Raw genomic sequence first — 16,660 nt, 5'->3', positions numbered from 1 at the left:
GTCATGAAAAATGTAGATAGATTAGTGTCAGCAATGAACAGAAGGGTTTTTCTGAAAAATAGCATGTACAGTATCGGTGGTACAGCACTAGCTACGATGCTCGGTGGTAATGCCTTGAACAGTCTAGGCATGAATGATCTAGGGCTTCCTCATTTTTCACCAAAAGTAAAAAGAGTTATCTATTTATTTCAAAGTGGCGCACCTTCTCAACTCGAACTTTTTGACAACAAACCAAAGTTGAAGGAGATGTTCGGACAGGAATTACCAGCTTCTGTAAGAGGACAGCAACGGGTTACTGGTATGACCGCGAACCAAAAGAGTTTTCCACTTGCCATGGGAAATTTCACCTTTAATCAATATGGTGAAAGTGGTGCGTGGATGAGTAACCTCCTACCCTACCACCAAGAAATTGCTGATGAACTTTGCTTTATTAAAACGATGCATACGGAAGCCATCAACCATGATCCTGCGGTTACTTTTATTCAGACGGGATCACAGCAAGCAGGAAGACCGAGTATTGGCTCATGGTTAAGTTATGGACTCGGAAGTGAGAATGAAAATCTACCTAACTTCGTAGTCTTACTATCACGTGGAGTTCCTGGCGGTCAGCCATTATATGCCAAGTTATGGGGAAATGGATTTCTTCCATCACAACACCAAGGGGTCATGTTTCGAAGTGGCGATGAACCAGTCCTCTACTTGAATGATCCTAAAGGAATCTCAAGGGACAGTAGAAGAAACATGCTGAATCACTTAGAAAAACTACATCGTCATCAATATGAAAAAACGAAGGACGAAGCATTACAATCAAAAATATCTCAGTACGAAATGGCATTCAGAATGCAAATGTCAGTGCCCGAGACATTAGATCTAACGAAGGAACCTGATCATATTTATGACATGTATGGTCCTGATTCTAGGATTCCTGGAACCTATGCTAACAATTGCCTTAAAGCTCGGAAACTTGCAGAAAGCGGAGTCCGATTTATTCAATTATATCAGATGGGTTGGGATTTTCATGGCAATCTACCTAACCAGATAACAACGATGTCGAAAAATATCGATCAGCCTTCAGCGGCATTAATTAAGGATCTGAAGCAAAGAGGGCTTTTAGAAGATACACTGGTTATTTGGGGTGGAGAATTTGGGCGAGGTTGTTATTCTCAAGGAAAACTGACTAAAGAATATTATGGTCGAGATCATCATCCTAGATGTTTTACGATTTATATGGCTGGTGCTGGAGTGAAGAAGGGATTTACCTTTGGAGAGACAGATGAATTCGGATACAACATTGTCCGTGACCCTGTTCATGTTCATGATTTCCAAGCAACCTTACTTCATCTCATGGGCATCGACCACGAGCGCTTCACATTCAAATCACAAGGTCGAAGATTCAGGCTTACGGATGTTCATGGAAAAGTGGTGAAAGATATACTTGCGTAACAAATAGGGATATTCAGGAGAAGCGTAACTTAGCTCGTCTTTCTTTTGCCAGCCATGCAAAAGAAACAAAAGATCACCGCTGTGAGAGAAAGTCTAAAATTGCTTCTGCCTCCCGCGGCAAATAAAACTCCTTCCTTCGGTCGTCAGACAGTTATTTGCTCTTTTTGCTTACACTCGGGAATCAATTTCTTAACGCCCTTCTTTCAAGGCGGATTTTAGAGTAAATGATATAGGTTAATAACTTGGTTAGGCTGCAATTTTAGTTGCTTTCGCCATTCAACGACCAATAATTAGCGCATTGGAGTTGTGGATGCCTATAAAAATCCACAAGATTTCTGTCTCCTTATTTCGTGCTTTGATTTTATTCAGAAGATAGTACTCTTTATCTGTTCCAAAACTACCTTCTAATCGACTTGCTCTTTCTTTAGTGATCATCTTGGTAAGTTGACTTTTATGCTCCTTATGTCTACCTGGTCTTCCTTTGGGTTTAAAATCTATTAGCTTTTTATCAGAATGACCGGAATAATTCTTTAGAAACATCAAGGCTAATTTACCCTAAGGACAGAATATGCAGTCTGGACCTTTTCGGAATTCTTTGATATCAAATTCACGGATTAATTCTTGCCACGGCAAAGCTTTGTGAATTTGTCCAAGTGGACTTTGTTCAAAGCCCTCTAAATGCTTTTCAAAATGTGAATCAAAATTTGGAAAGTCAATTCTTGCTTGAAATTCAGAAATTCGGCGTACTTTCATCTTAATAGTTTTTAAGATTACCCCGTTTTTCCGCTTCCAACGTAAAAAACGGGGTTTTCTTTTGTATTAAGATAATACTTAATCTATTGATTACAAAGGATTTAAGATCATATTTTTTAATGCTGAAGATCCCACAAATAAAGTTTAAAGTTTAGAAAGGGAAGCTATTTCATTGGTTCACATTCAGTGAGACCAGCAGCCATGCTTTGTTAATAACAATTTCAAGAATATCAAGAAAAGCATTGATCTAATCAAACTATGATTATTGATAGGCTGACTCGAGGTCAGGCTAGCAAATCATCATTCAAAATCACTTAGACCCGAAAAACATGAGTTTTATTAACCAATCCGGCACATACTCTTTCTTATTTTTGGAAAGTTTGTAATACCATCCAATCTTAGGTAGAATGGGAATTTTATGCGTTTCTACAAACTCGATCAAAGTGCCATCTGGATCCTCCGTATAGGAAAACCTACCTGCTGCCTTTCCCATATCAAAGCTATTCGCACTATCCACTGTCAATTCAAAATGCTTCTCCATTTCAGTCATATTCTGAACATCAAAACACAAGTGAATATAACCTTGATCTCCCCAATAACGATCTTTAAAAATGATATTCGGTGTTCTATCCAGAACTTGAATCAATTCTATTTCATTGGCACCTAAAAGCTTCGCAAATGGTCCTTTTCTAGGTTTAGAATGACTAAGAACAGCTCTTCTATAAAGATGCTTACCTCCTGTAATTTTATTTAGATCTTTATACGTTTCTACCTTCAAATCCTTTACTGTATCAAAATTGAAAAGTTTCGCGTAATACTGTACGGACTTTTCGAGATCTGAGACCCCTATAGAAACTCCAAGTACACCACCTTGCAAAGATCCTTCTTTATCGCTGTACCAATTAGAGGATTCAACGAGCTGTAACCGATTACCAAAAGGATCTTGGAATTGAAAAGAGGACGGCGTCATGATATCATCACCGATTTTAGTGTAAACTTTCACTCCTAATTTCTGAATCCTAGTGAATGCTTCTTCTATATTCGAGACCTTCATTTTCAAACATGAAATTCCTAGATCACCAGGAAGAATATCAAAGGATACCTTTTCAGATTTCCTTGACTTAAACTGCCAAAACTCAATTCCGCCTCCGCCAAATTTATTAAGCGCTAAAATCGCTTTTCTGCTATGAACCTTACCGCCAGTATACTTAGTCATCAGCGCTGCTTCAGCTTCTTCACTAAACACCTGAACGTTCATTCCTAAATGTTCTCGATACCATGCATGTACTATATCAGCATTTTCAGAACCTAATCCAACCTGCTGGATACTTCCAATATTATACATAGCCACCCGCAGTCAATTTAGAACTCACTGATGTAAATGCAGCTATCGTTTCCTCAATATCTTCTGTTGTATGCTCAGCAGTAGGAATCAACCTTAGTAGGATCATCCCTTTCGGAATGACAGGATAAACGACGATACTGCAAAATATGCCATGGTTTTCACGTAAATCTTTCACCAGATTCATCGCTTCTTCCACTGAGCCATTTAGAATAACAGGAGTTACACATGAATTAGAATTTCCCAGATTAAAACCTGCTGCTTTTAGTCCATCTTGTAATTTGTTAACATTGGCCCACAACTTGTTAATCAAGGTTCTGTCTCTTCTGATCATATCAAGCCTTTTCAAAGCACCTTTCACAACCACGTATGGTAAGGACTTCGCGAATATCTGAGACCGTATATTATATTTTAAATACTTAATGATTGCTTTGTCACCAGAGATAAATGCGCCTAAACTTCCCATTGATTTCGCAAATGTAGAAAAGTATAAGTCTATTTCATCTTGCACATTCTGAAAAGATCCGGCACCTGAGCCTGTTTCACCTAGCGTGCCGAAACCGTGTGCATCATCCACTAAAAACCTAAAATCATACTTAGCTTTCAAGTCGATAATTTCTTTTAATTTTCCTTGATCTCCTTGCATCCCGAATACACCTTCAGAAATTACAAGAATTCCTCCTCCCGATTCCTTCACAATCTTAGAGGCAAAGCCCAGATATTTCTCAAGACTTTCCATGTCATTATGCTTGAAGGCAAATCGTTTCCCACTGTGTAGTCGAACACCATCTACGATACATGCGTGACAATTCGCATCATAGACCACAACATCTCTGCGCGTTAATAAAGCATCTATCGCAGACATGATTCCCTGATATCCAAAATTCAACAACAAGGTAGATTCCTTGTCCACGAATTCAGATAACTCATTCTCTAATTGTTCATGCCACTTCGTGTCTCCTGACATCATTCGAGAACCCATCGGATAAGCCATCCCGAATTCTTCCGCACTATTATGATCTTCCGTTATGACTTCTTGCTGCCTTCCCAGACCTAGATAATCATTTATCGACCAGTTGATTACTTCCCTTCCTTGAAATTTCATTCTATTAGAAAGTGGTCCTTCTAATCTGGGAAAAATAAAATAGCCTTCAGCTACATCTGAGTATTTTCCCAATGGACCCATGTCGTCTCTCATTCTTGCGAACAAGTCAGTTTCCATCGTTTTAATCATGCATTCACTTTTTTAATGATGTTGTTTAATAGACTTGGAAAAAAACGTTTGATAACAACGCCCATTGTTTCTTTTCCACCTATTAGCATTTCTTGTTTCTTTTTTGCAATTCCTTTCAGTGCTTTCTCTACAAAAGTATCAACTAACATTCCGTTTTTAGAATTTTCATCTATAGAATTCTGCGGGGCACCATCTCCTAACACGGCATTTTTAGAAATGTTCGTATAAACATACCCAGGACAGAGTATGGTAACAAAGATTCCTGAGTCTGTTAATTCTGCTCTTAAACTATCGAAATAACCATGAAGAGCGTGCTTCGAGGCCGAATACATCGACCGAGTAGGTACGCCGATTTTGCCTGTAACACTACTTAATACTACAAAATGCCCCTTTTGCTTTTCTACCATTTTGGGCAAGATCAGCTTAGTTAATCGTGCAGCACCTATAAAATTGGTTTGCATTATTCGTTGCTCAGTCTGAAATTCTGTGTCTAATATTCTAGACCGTTGAGAAATTCCTGCATTTAGAATTACCATATCAATTTGGAATTCATTGTTGATCATTTCACATGCGGCATCTATGGAATTATTATCTTCCATGTCAATGGTTACCACCTTACTACGATTAGGAAAAGCTAATTGACTTTGAATTTCTTGCAGAACTTTTTCGCGTCTAGAGGAAAGGATGACGTATGCTCCAGCTTCAGAAAGTGCTCTAGCAAACCCTTCACCTATGCCACTTGATGCACCAGTGATCCATATCGTTTTGTCCTGAAAATATTTAATACCCATTTTTCATGATGGTATGTGATAAGCCAATGAGTATAGAGAGTTAGCTCATCTTAGCCAACACTTTTTTAATTAAATCTCTGGTAGCTATGATACCTTCTTCCGCACTCATTCTCGCACCTTCATATTCAATTCCGACAAAACCTTTATAGCCAGCATCTAAGACTATTTTCATCATTTTATCATAATCGATCTCTGTATCATATCCATCGTCATCAAATTCAAAGCTCTTCGCACTTACAGCTTTAGCATATGGCATAAGCTCTTTAACTCCCAAGTATTTGTCATACTCTTCTTTGCATGAACCATCACTATTTTTCGTTATACAAAAGTTTCCGAAATCCGGTAAAGTCCCACAATTAGGCATATCTATCTCTTCCATTACGCCAGAGAGCCACTTTCCGTCGGAAGAATATCCTCCATGATTTTCTACGATGACATTGATTCCGAAATCCTTAGCAAAAGTGGCTAATCCTCCTAATCCTTCTACTGCTGCTTTAGCAACATCTTCCCTGCTCCCTTCGCCATATGCATTTACTCTGATAGAATGGCAACCTAATGTTTTCGCTGCTTCCACCCATTTTTTATGATTTTCGATAGCTTGTCCCAAATCATTATTATTAATCTGAGCTAGCCCACCTTCTTGGTCAATCATAATCAGCAGTTGCTGCACACCTTCACCTGATGCTCTTGCATTCATCTCTTTCAGATAGCTAGCGTCTTTCGCTTTATCCGGAAAAAATTGATTCACATATTCTATTCCTTCGAATCCCATAGATTTCGCTTTTTTCGCAAAATCTAAATTATCTAATTCACCACCTTTGATCTCTTTATTCAATGACCATTGTGCCAAAGAAATTTTAATATCTTTTGGAGTACTAGCTTTTACTTTATTGATCATAGGAATAGCGTCTTTATTTCCACCGCAAGCGTACAGTAGTGAACTGCCGAGAATAATTCCACCCGTAGCGTATGTGGATTGTTGCAAAAACTGTCTTCTTGATTTCTTTATATCGCCCATATGCCACCTACTTCTTCTAAAGGAATACAACCTTTCTGTGAACCAGGAATTGGATCAAAAACCAATACCTCCTTGCTTCCTTTCTCGGAAGTACAGAATCCTGTCACACTTTGCTCGTATACTGTTTTAACAAATTTAGAGCCTTTTTCCAGCTCACTTTTAATGAATGCCATCTTTTCACCATCCTTCATTGCACCGAAATCATGCTCCTCTGCAAATGCTTTGAAATCATCATTCAGTGACTGCTGTTGCTCAGGCGTTTTATAATACATGTAAGTTTCATCGATAAACTTGGCAATATTGACATCTTTTGCACCTGGCATTTTATCCGTTCCAGGGATTATTACTTCTGCCATTCCGTTAATCACTTTAGCCTGATCTGCTGTTAAGAAACTTGGAGACCAACCTGGTGTTGCATCTGCGCTACACCCACCTAACACTGCAGCTGCTGTTCCAGCGGTCAATGTGTAACCCAAGACGAGTCCTGCGGTCTTTAGTACATCTCTTCTATTCATCATCATAAGTTCATTTTTTTAAGTTCACTAACGGCATGATCAGCAGCTCTTGCTGTTAATGCCATATAAGTAAGTGATGGATTCTGACAACCCGCTGATGTCATTGCTGCGCCGTCAGTGATATACACATTCTGGCAAGCGTGAATCTGGTTGTATTTATTAAGCACGGAAGTCTTAGGATCTCTACCCATTCTTGCTGTTCCCATTTCATGAATTCCTATTCCCATTGCCCGATTCTTCTTATCGTTATTGTTAATGGTTTCATAGGTACTGACATTTTTCGCACCAGCTGCCTCTAACATTTCTGCTGCGGATGTTGCCATATCATTTCTCATAATTAATTCATTCTCCTGCCATTCCGCATCGATATGAATCATCGGCATTCCGAATGGATCGAGGTTATCTTCATCCAAGAACATTTTATTTCTATGATCAGGTAAGCATTCTCCGAAACCCATAATCCCCATCGTCCAGTATCCTGGCGTCTGAAGTGATTCCATCAGTTCCTTACCTAATTTCATTTCTTTCACTACTTTATACCATCCTTCCCTAGATGCGCCACCTTGATATCCGAATCCACGGATATAATCTTTTCGCATACTGGCATTATCTATATTTCTGAACCTCGGCACATAGACCCCGTTAGGTCTTCTTCCTTTATAATATTTATCTTGAAATCCTTCGAATTCGCCTCTTGCACCTACTCCTAAATGGTGATCCATAATATTGTGACCTAGCTCACCACTGTCATTTCCTAGACCATTCGGGAAGCGTTCTGATTTCGAATTTAAAAGAATAGATGCTGTTGCAATGGCAGAGGCATTAAGAAATATGATTTTAGCATAAACTTCTCTCGTTTCCTTTGTCAATGCATCAATGACTCTTACACCTTTTGCTTTATTGGTTTCTGGATCATAAATTACTCCAGCAACTATAGAATTACAGACTATGGTTAGATTTCCCGTTTGCTCTGCAACTGGAAGTGTAGATGATAAACTACTAAAGTAAGCTCCGTATGGGCAACCACGCATACATCTATTTCTAAACTGACATTGACCTCTCTTAGACGTCTTATTATGTGAAAGCTGGCCCGTTAGGTGTGCAGTTCTTCCCATCGTAACCATTCTTCCTCCAAAATTTCCAGCAACTCCCTTTTTGAACTTCTGCTCTACGCAATTCATTTCCATAGGAGGTAAGTATTTCCCATCTGGCAATTGCGCTAATCCTTCATTTTGCCCAGAAACACCGATATGAGTTTCTACATAATCGTACCATGGTTTCATATCTGCATATCTGATAGGCCAGTCTACGGCTGTTCCATCTTTAGCATTAGCTTCGAAATCCATTTCAGAAAGTCGGTAACTTTGCCTACCCCAAGTGATCGATCGTCCACCTAGATGATATCCACGCATCCAATTGAAAGGTTTTACTTCCACGAAAGGGTGTTCTGTATCTTTTACAAACCAATGGCTATGGCCTTGATTAACTGTATAACCTGATCTTGCTTGCACTTCATAATCCTTAAGTTGCTCCTGAGTAGGTCTTTCAGTATTCCCTTTAAAATCCCACTTTTCCATACTAGCTGTCGTATAATCTACGATGTGTTCTACTTTACGTCCTCTCTCAAGAACTATGGTCTTAAGTCCTTTCTCTGCAAGTTCTTTTGCTGCCCATCCTCCACTTATTCCAGAGCCTACAACAATCGCATCGTAAGTTACTTCCTCGTCACCTTTAGAATTGAAATACATATTTTGTCTATTTAATAATATTGGGCGCTAGCGTAAGCAACCAACAAATGATTTTGTATTGATTTTACATTTAAACTTAAAAAGTAAAAATTTAAAGAATATACGAAATATAGGAATTTATCTATGGAAGTAAAGTGATACTTGGAGAAAAATAAATAATTGAGTTAAAAAAAGGCAAAAAAAAAGTTAGTCGCAGCAGATACGACTAACTTATGCAAATTATAATCCCATGAACATATCCAAAGTAGATATAAATCTTTTTTTATTCTACCAAGAATGTTATATAATAACTAAAACTCAATCTCAAACTATAAATTCATGATCTTTGTAAATCTAAAACCTCAACTGATTTCAGTAATTTTACTTCATGAACTTTTCTAAATTTCTTATGATTTAGAGTGATTATCTTCTTATCACATTACAATGATCTTAATTTATTTCCGCTACGGCAAGTACAAAAATAACATAATGTTATATATTATTTTCTTTAATATAATAAATATATTAACGCAATATATTGGTTATCAAAGTATTGAAAAATAATGATTTTTCATTTTGTTCAAATAATCACACCTAAATCAGGCATTTAAATAAAAATAAATTAGTCAAATGGATTTACAATAAATGGATTTGTGAGATAGGAAGTGTCTGTCATGGTGTGTAGAAATGCTAATAAGTCAGATTTTTGCTCTTCCGTCAATCCTAAAGGTTGAATTAATGCATCCAGATTTTCAGCAAAATGTCCTCCAGAATTATAATGTTCGATCACCTCTTCCAGTGTTTCGAATCGACCATCATGCATGTACGGAGCTGTAAGTGCAATATTTCTTAAAGTAGGTGCCCTGAATTTTCCGTTATCAAATATAATTCCTGTGACCTCTCCCCTCCCCTTATCTGGGAAACTTGCCAAATCTTCCACTTGCTGAATTCCATTGTTAATATATTGCTGCGTCGTCAATAACGGTCCATTGTGACAATGACCACATTCTGCATCTGGTGTGAGTGGATCCGCATCAAAAAACATATCTCGCCCATTCAATTCTTCATTGGTATAGGCAGCATTAGTACCATATTCTACGCGATCGTACTTACTATCCCCGCTAATCAGAATTCTTTCAAACTGTGAAATGGCTTTTACAGTAAGGTCCCGAGTGATTTCATCGGAGTTGGAAATACCAAACGCTTTTCTATATAGCGTTTGGTACCTTTCATTTCTTCTTAATTTTTCTTCTACGTTATCCCAGTCCTCTATTAATTCCAGAGGATCCTGGACAGGCTCTATTGCTTGAGCTTCTAGTGTGTTCGATCTACCATCCCAGAACAAGCCATTAAAAGCATACGCGATATTTATTAAAGACATCGAAGACCTTCTTCCTACGTTACCATTTACTCCCGTGCTTACTGCCACACCATCTGTAAATGCCTTTTCTGGCAAATGACAACTGCTACAAGAAACCGTACTGTCTAACGATAGGATCGGATCATAAAAAAGATGCTGGCCTAAGCGAACTCCATCTTCTGTAATCGGGTTATCATCCGGAATAGTAAAAGTTGGAAAATGATCTGGTATGGCTATAGGATAAGTTTTAGGAGCATAATCTATTTCCGTTAAATCTACCCCGTTCGTCATCACGGGATCTTTTTTACATGAATAAAAAAGAACTAGTATTAACACGAAAAGGATTCTCCAATTCATCTTATGATCTTACTTTAATTGCTCGAGCATAATTATCAACAAGCTGTGTTACAATTTCTAATTTATTAGGATCGTGATTTCTCGGAGAAGCTTCTATATCAAACGCTGTTCCGTCCGCATTTCTTAATAGCTCATTATAATCTAAAAATAGCTCTAAAGTGCTCGTTGAATTTTTGTCAATGACAATTTCCCTATCTAATTCGAAAGATCGTTTCAAAGCATCACTTCCTGTATGATAAAAGAACTTAAGATCATAGACTCCATCTCCACTAACATCAGCATTTCCTTCTGTCTTCGAAAAAATGTAAGAGCCCCATGCTTCCCAATAGTAATCAGATCGACCTAAAGGATCCGTTATAGCGTAGTCTCCAGGAACTGTAGCATTTAAATCTTCAGGAACGCCAATGGTGAATTTCAGCTTAGTATAAGTACCAGTCGGTATATTGTTATAACTTAAAACTTGACCTGCTTCTGCTCCAGCCTGATCAACTCCATTCAATGCTACAAATTCAGCGTCTGCTAATTCTACAGACTCATTATCATCATTGACTATAGATATATCCGTTAATAGAAAACCAAGGTTTTCGAACTTTACACTTATATCATCTAGTTCGTATGCTTGATTCAGAACCAATGCATCATCTTTAAAAAGCCCCTTAAAATTCAGGTTAAAATCTCCCTCTTGCTTACAAGATGATAGTACAATTATTCCAATCGCTAATAATATTATATTTTTCATTTGAGTTGTTTTTATATTAAATACAACGGAAAAACAGAAGATATAGTTTAGTTTTAGAAACTTAAAAAGTCATTAAAATTAGAGATAATCTTACTTTGTTCTGCACCGGACGAAAGCTTAGTCATATCCACATTATTTAACAATCTTCCATATGCAGCATTTAATGGAATGGTGAAATCCAAACCTACTGGCAGTTCAAAATTTGCATCAAGTTCAAACGAAACAGTCGTTTCAGGTCCATTTAATTCAAAGGTTATCGTATCAGTTGAAATATTTTCTAGGACATACCTCATTCTAAAATTGGTGTACTCGTAATTAGTCTCGTCGAAAAAGCCAGGATAATCTTCGGTTTCGCTACTATTAAAATTCCCATTGATTCCTAGTCTGAAAGCTATTCCATCATAGATATCCGGTTGATTAAAAGTTCCGATATCGTACGTAAATCTTGAACTCTGAACAAAAGCAATATTATCGGGAATTTCAGAAATATTACCATTAATATCCTCGATATCTAGTGTTTCTAAAACCGTGACGCGATCATCACCTTGTGTCAAATAAACCTCGGAAATAAAAAACTGAGCATCAACTATTCTAATTTGTTGATTCATAAAACCGGTATAGATCGAGTCATGAAACAAGATCGTATCTCCCCAATTATGATTAACCTTAATTTTCATATCTGGAAAAGTACAACAGTCTTCACAGGTTTTATCCGCACCAAAATCATAATTGTTTGCACGAAAATCTATGCAGCCTTCCTGTTTTTCATAACATGAGGTAGCCAGAAAAATCAAACTTAATAAAAGGCTAAGAATTGTGCAATTTCGCATATGTTTTCACTTCGTGCTTTACTATTTTTTTCACTTGATGAGTAAACTCCTTTTCAAGAATCCAGTTAAGGTACTGCCTGTCTTTATATAAAGTCTTACCTACTTCCTGTCCCATGTACTTTCCAAAGTTAAAAACGATATTTTGGTCTGCATCGTATTTCAATCGTTGAGTAACATCAACAATATTCAAATCATTTGTAAAATCATTTAACTTATCCATGTCATTTACAATCGGAGCTTCCAATGTAAAACCATCTCCATCCACGTAATCTACGCCTTCATACCTATTAATCTGACCTTCTAGCACATCTATGGTCGCTACCACATCCGCAAGCGCGTCATGAGCGTTTTCAAGCTCCTTCCCACAGTAGTATTTTAATGCTGCTTTTAATGTCCTCGGTTCCATTTTATAGAAAATACGCTGAACATCAATTGTATTCCTATGGTTTATTTCAAAGTCAATTCCTGCTCTCGCAAATTCTTCCATCAACATCGGAATATCAAAACGATTCGAATTATAACCTGCTAGATCACTTTCACCTATAAATTCTTCTAATTTATTAGCAACCTGATGAAAAGTCGGTTTATTTGCTACATCTGCAGCAGTAATACCGTGGACTTCCATCGCCTCTTTAGAAATAGGAATTCCAGGATTGATCAACATTTCCATTTCTTCAGGCTCTTCTTGTCCAGGATTAAACTTGATTAATGCAATCTGTACAATTCGATCACGAATAACATTCAAGCCAGTGGACTCTATGTCGAAAAATATGAGGGGTTTCTTTAAATTAAACTTAGGCATTTGCTTTATTTTTTAGTAGAATCATACACTTGGAATTCTTCATTTTCATCGCTGTAAACAAAAATTCCTTCGATTTCATCTTGCAAATTTACCAATTCTATCGACTTCTCTAGTCCTAATACCATACAAGCTGTGGCATATCCATCTGCAATGGCACACGAAGGTGCTAGAATTGTCGCACTTAGCAAGTTACTTCGCTCTGGGAAACCGGTCTTCGGATTGATCGTATGACTAAATATATTCCCCTTAGACTCATAGTATATCCTATAATTTCCAGAGGTTGCAATCCCTTTATCTGAAATTTCAACAATTTGCTGAAACTCATCTTGACTTGCATTTTCTGATGGAAGAGAAATTCCTGTTCTCCAGACTTGATTACTAGCATTACGCCCTTTTGTGAAAACTTCTCCACCAATCTCAACATAAAAATTTGAAATCCCCAAACTTTCTAAATATGTAGCTACTTTATCGACTCCATACCCTTTCGCCACACCAGAAAAATCAATTTCTAACTGACTGTCTTCCTTCCTTACTTTTTCATTACTGAAGGTCAATTTATGAAAGCCTACATAACTCATTAATTTCAGAATATTTGCAGTATCCACTTCTTGAACTTTATTCTTTCCAGTATAACCAAATCCCCAGTAATTTACTATCGGCATAATCGTCGGGTCAAAAGCACCAGATGTAGTTTGGTTAATTTTCTTTGAAATCTGATAATTTTCATTGAAATACTGGTTCAATGTAGCATTCTCATTCGAGAGGTAAGCATTGTAGTCTTGGTTAAATAAGGTAATGATCGAGCCTTTTTCGTAAGTAGAAACAGCTTGATTAATTTCTACTAAAAGGGAATCTACTCCGCGCTTAATTTGCTCTGGATTATTCGATTCTAAAATAATATGATAAGTAGTACCCATGGTACTGCCATTGATCTTTGCAAATGGAATCTTCTCCACTTTGCAGGATCCTAAAAACAGCAAACTTAATACTAGGAAATAACTTCTCAATTACTTTCTCCTCTTTAAGATATGATCTAATGAAAACTTCCCAGCCCCTAAAAGTAAAATGGCAAGGTAAGCTGTTAAGTACATCAATGGTGATTCTAACTTACCGAAAGGGTCATTAAGGTGCACTACGAAAATAGCAACTAACATCGTTATGATTAATGGAATAGTAGCTAACCTGGTGAATAAACCTAAGACTAAAAAGCCTGCACATAATACTTCTGCAAACGAAGCTAAGCCAAGACTAAGTTCTGGTCCTAACCCGATTGGGTCCGCCCACTTAATAGGCCCACCATCGATTAATTTTAGAAACTTGCCCCAACCGTGGCCTACTAACATTGTTGCCCCAAAACAGACTCTTAAAGCAAGAGATGCTATATCAATTGTTAATGCTGATCTTTTCATTTTTTACTTGTCTCTTTTTTCCAATAACTTTATTAAAGTCATCCGTTAAAATAATAATAGGTTCGTGCGATTTAGCTTTGCTCTTTTTTATGCTGCAAAAAGATAGAATATGAATTTTATCACCCTTTTTCGCATGAAGTGCTGCTCCACCATTCATTAGAATTTCCCCACTTCCTCTTCTGCCTTTCAGAATATACGTTATCAATCGAGTCCCATTCGTTGCATTATTAACATGCACGAGTTCCCATTCATGCATATCTGCTTCATCCATTAGATCTTCATCTATGGTAATGCTACCTCTATATGCAAGATTTGCTTCCGTTACATTGACTTGTTGTAATTTCGACTTTAGTACTTCTATTTTCATTTATGATCGTCCATTAAGCCTTCTACTGTCGCTTCCTCTCCATAGCCATGTAGCTGGATAGGTTTTTGCTTTTTACGAAGTTTTATATTTAACACCTCTACTAAAAGTGCGAATGCAATTGCAAAGTACAAGTACCCTTTAGGTACTGCGCCGATTTCAGAACCAGCAATGGTGATATGTCCCAAATGAGCTCCTTCTATAATCAACATAAAACCAATTAAGATTAGAAATGACAATCCTAGCATTTGGATCGTCGGATGTTTATTGACAAAATTAGTCACTGGATTAGCGAACAACATCATAACGAGGACGGAAAGCACTACAGCTATAACCATTAAAACTAAGGCACCTTGTAAGCCATTCGTCATTCCTACCGCGGTCAATATTGAGTCAATCGAGAATATTAAATTAATACCTGCAATCTGTATTATGGCATTCTGCAGAGTTGTTTTGGTCTTTCCTCCAGCCTCATGTTCTTCACCTTCTAGTTTATGATGAATCTCTGTTACACTTTTATACAAAAGAAAAACACCACCTATAATTAGGATAAGACTTTGTCCTGATAGCCCACCTTTTATGCCTAGAAAGTCGAAATTCAACCATGGTTTTTCCATTGCAATCAATACAGAAATCCCGAAAAGTAAAGCAATCCGCAATCCCATTGCAATTAGAAGTCCAATATTAGTCGCTTTCTTTCTATCTTTTTCTTCTAGTTTATTCGATGTTATGGATATAAAAATGATATTATCTACACCTAAAACTATTTCCAGAAAGGTTAATGTAATCAAACTTAACCATATAGCAGAGCTACCAAAATCAGGCATTACGATTAGCGGAATCAATTCCATCATACTTCATTTTTAATTTGGTCACAAAATAAGTTCGATTATTGGATCAAAAAAATAATTAAGTACTTATTAAACGTTACCCCACCATTCATTAGCCTTTAGAGTCCCTATTAGTATGGCGTTTCATTTTTATACTAATGCAGTGAAACTTGAAAAGCTATGTATAATAGTTGCTGTTGCTCATTTCTAAAATGATCTATTACTTCAAAACGGAAAAACAACTAGACAGAAGAGAGCATAATTTAGAATCTGGTATTCTATTTGCATTGATTTCAGTACAAAACAGAACCAATTTGGAATCAAGACTTTTACACAAAATAGGATTTTTGATATTGATTATTTGCTCTATGTCCTTTCACTACAAGGTTGAGAAAAAGAAGCGCTCGATCATTTGTGCTGAATACACCGAGAAATATGTGGATAAAATCACAGGCATCAAACGGTACATTGCTAAAGAGAAGATTAAGTTATTAGATTATAAAAATAAGAACACCTTTGATCTGATCTGGTTTAAGACGAAAGGAGAATACACTCTTGCATTTAAAGCGAAAAAAGCAATGTGTTTAGATCAAGATGTAGCTGTTTCCTTTCACCTTCTCCAAGGCAAGGTTGTTACTTGCACTAGTTCACACATCGAGAATTGCGAATCATTAATGACGGTTAATTTTTTAGAAACAACGGAGGCATTGAATAAATTAGATTTAATTTCAACTTCTGAAGTTGTCGGAATTTCTTTCGAGAATCGGTCTAAAGAATATAAATTAAAACTCGCTCGTAAGCACGCTGAACAATTCCAAGAAACACTAGATTGTCTCAAGACTAAAAAATAGGTTACTTATTTAAGTTATCATTTTTTGCGTTTAGAAAAATGGATGGAAGTAAATAGATATTAACAACTAGAGGCGATATGCTAGCTTATCTAGAACAAGCTTATTAATTCATTCATGAAAGCAGAAGGGTGATCTAAACGACCTCATAAAAAAAGCCCGATTCAAATTATGAACCGGGCTTCTGAATTTTATATATCTAAACTACTCAATAACTATCATTTTCTTAGTTGCACTATACTCTCCAGCATTGATCTGGTAGTACATTACGCCTGTTACATCTAGTCCTTTCACCATT

At 37.0% G+C, this 16,660-nt stretch carries 18 protein-coding genes; 2 read left to right on the top strand and 16 right to left on the bottom strand.

Features of this window, described 5'->3' with window-relative positions; all coding sequences use genetic code 11:
• The first annotated feature begins 3 nt into the window (after positions 1 to 3).
• Positions 4 to 1,443: a DUF1501 domain-containing protein gene (locus L2586_RS21595; RefSeq protein ID WP_235295040.1), complete on the top strand. Its 1,440-nt coding sequence runs from the start codon at positions 4 to 6 to the stop codon at positions 1,441 to 1,443.
• A 276-nt stretch (positions 1,444 to 1,719) separates the two neighbouring features.
• Here the strand turns inward: L2586_RS21595 and L2586_RS21590 are convergent, their stop codons facing one another.
• The 16 genes from L2586_RS21590 to L2586_RS21515 form a co-directional block, all read right to left on the bottom strand.
• On the bottom strand, positions 1,720 to 1,983 hold the full coding sequence (locus tag L2586_RS21590; protein ID WP_235295039.1) for a hypothetical protein: 264 nt from the start codon (positions 1,981 to 1,983) through the stop codon (positions 1,720 to 1,722).
• Positions 1,984 to 1,998: 15 nt separating this feature from the next.
• The gene (locus L2586_RS21585) at positions 1,999 to 2,196 is read right to left on the bottom strand and encodes a hypothetical protein (protein ID WP_235295038.1); all 198 of its coding nucleotides are present in this window, start codon (positions 2,194 to 2,196) and stop codon (positions 1,999 to 2,001) included.
• A 310-nt stretch (positions 2,197 to 2,506) separates the two neighbouring features.
• Positions 2,507 to 3,541, bottom strand: a complete 1,035-nt coding sequence (locus L2586_RS21580; RefSeq protein WP_235295109.1) for a VOC family protein — start codon at positions 3,539 to 3,541, stop codon at positions 2,507 to 2,509.
• Positions 3,534 to 4,772: an aminotransferase class I/II-fold pyridoxal phosphate-dependent enzyme gene (locus L2586_RS21575; RefSeq protein ID WP_235295037.1), complete on the bottom strand. Its 1,239-nt coding sequence runs from the start codon at positions 4,770 to 4,772 to the stop codon at positions 3,534 to 3,536. The genes L2586_RS21580 and L2586_RS21575 overlap by 8 nt, the downstream gene beginning before the upstream one ends.
• Positions 4,769 to 5,563 (bottom strand): SDR family oxidoreductase, encoded by a 795-nt coding sequence (locus tag L2586_RS21570; protein ID WP_235295036.1) that lies wholly within the window; start codon positions 5,561 to 5,563, stop codon positions 4,769 to 4,771. The genes L2586_RS21575 and L2586_RS21570 overlap by 4 nt, the downstream gene beginning before the upstream one ends.
• Before the next feature lie 40 nt (positions 5,564 to 5,603).
• A complete protein-coding gene (locus L2586_RS21565) occupies positions 5,604 to 6,581 on the bottom strand; it encodes a sugar phosphate isomerase/epimerase family protein (RefSeq protein ID WP_235295035.1) in 978 nt (325 codons plus the stop codon).
• The gene (locus tag L2586_RS21560) at positions 6,569 to 7,102 is read right to left on the bottom strand and encodes a gluconate 2-dehydrogenase subunit 3 family protein (protein WP_235295034.1); all 534 of its coding nucleotides are present in this window, start codon (positions 7,100 to 7,102) and stop codon (positions 6,569 to 6,571) included. The genes L2586_RS21565 and L2586_RS21560 overlap by 13 nt, the downstream gene beginning before the upstream one ends.
• Positions 7,099 to 8,844, bottom strand: a complete 1,746-nt coding sequence (locus L2586_RS21555; RefSeq protein ID WP_235295033.1) for a GMC oxidoreductase — start codon at positions 8,842 to 8,844, stop codon at positions 7,099 to 7,101. The genes L2586_RS21560 and L2586_RS21555 overlap by 4 nt, the downstream gene beginning before the upstream one ends.
• Positions 8,845 to 9,445: 601 nt before the next feature.
• Positions 9,446 to 10,474: a cytochrome-c peroxidase gene (locus tag L2586_RS21550; protein WP_235295032.1), complete on the bottom strand. Its 1,029-nt coding sequence runs from the start codon at positions 10,472 to 10,474 to the stop codon at positions 9,446 to 9,448.
• A 67-nt stretch (positions 10,475 to 10,541) separates the two neighbouring features.
• Positions 10,542 to 11,279, bottom strand: a complete 738-nt coding sequence (locus L2586_RS21545) for an MbnP family protein (RefSeq protein WP_235295031.1) — start codon at positions 11,277 to 11,279, stop codon at positions 10,542 to 10,544.
• Positions 11,280 to 11,332: 53 nt separating this feature from the next.
• Complete coding sequence (locus L2586_RS21540; protein WP_235295030.1) at positions 11,333 to 12,109, bottom strand: MbnP family protein; 777 nt, start codon at positions 12,107 to 12,109, stop codon at positions 11,333 to 11,335.
• Positions 12,087 to 12,911 (bottom strand): 3'-5' exonuclease, encoded by an 825-nt coding sequence (locus L2586_RS21535; protein ID WP_235295029.1) that lies wholly within the window; start codon positions 12,909 to 12,911, stop codon positions 12,087 to 12,089. Before L2586_RS21535 ends, L2586_RS21540 begins: the two co-directional genes overlap by 23 nt.
• Positions 12,912 to 12,916: 5 nt before the next feature.
• Positions 12,917 to 13,918 carry an FAD:protein FMN transferase gene (locus L2586_RS21530; protein ID WP_235295028.1) on the bottom strand — a complete coding sequence of 334 codons (1,002 nt, stop codon included), beginning with the start codon at positions 13,916 to 13,918 and terminating at the stop codon, positions 12,917 to 12,919.
• Positions 13,919 to 14,320: a DoxX family protein gene (locus tag L2586_RS21525; protein ID WP_235295027.1), complete on the bottom strand. Its 402-nt coding sequence runs from the start codon at positions 14,318 to 14,320 to the stop codon at positions 13,919 to 13,921.
• Positions 14,295 to 14,687, bottom strand: a complete 393-nt coding sequence (gene panD / locus L2586_RS21520) for an aspartate 1-decarboxylase (protein WP_235295026.1) — start codon at positions 14,685 to 14,687, stop codon at positions 14,295 to 14,297. Before panD ends, L2586_RS21525 begins: the two co-directional genes overlap by 26 nt.
• Positions 14,684 to 15,538 (bottom strand): TerC family protein, encoded by an 855-nt coding sequence (locus L2586_RS21515; protein ID WP_235295025.1) that lies wholly within the window; start codon positions 15,536 to 15,538, stop codon positions 14,684 to 14,686. The genes panD and L2586_RS21515 overlap by 4 nt, the downstream gene beginning before the upstream one ends.
• A gap of 188 nt (positions 15,539 to 15,726) precedes the next feature.
• Between L2586_RS21515 and L2586_RS21510 the strand changes: the two genes are divergently transcribed.
• The gene (locus L2586_RS21510; protein WP_235295024.1) at positions 15,727 to 16,365 is read left to right on the top strand and encodes a hypothetical protein; all 639 of its coding nucleotides are present in this window, start codon (positions 15,727 to 15,729) and stop codon (positions 16,363 to 16,365) included.
• Positions 16,366 to 16,660: the final 295 nt, after the last annotated feature.

Source organism: Portibacter lacus, from assembly GCF_021533215.1.
GTDB lineage: Bacteria > Bacteroidota > Bacteroidia > Chitinophagales > Saprospiraceae > Portibacter > Portibacter lacus.
This window is presented reverse-complemented; position numbering and strand designations above follow the sequence as displayed.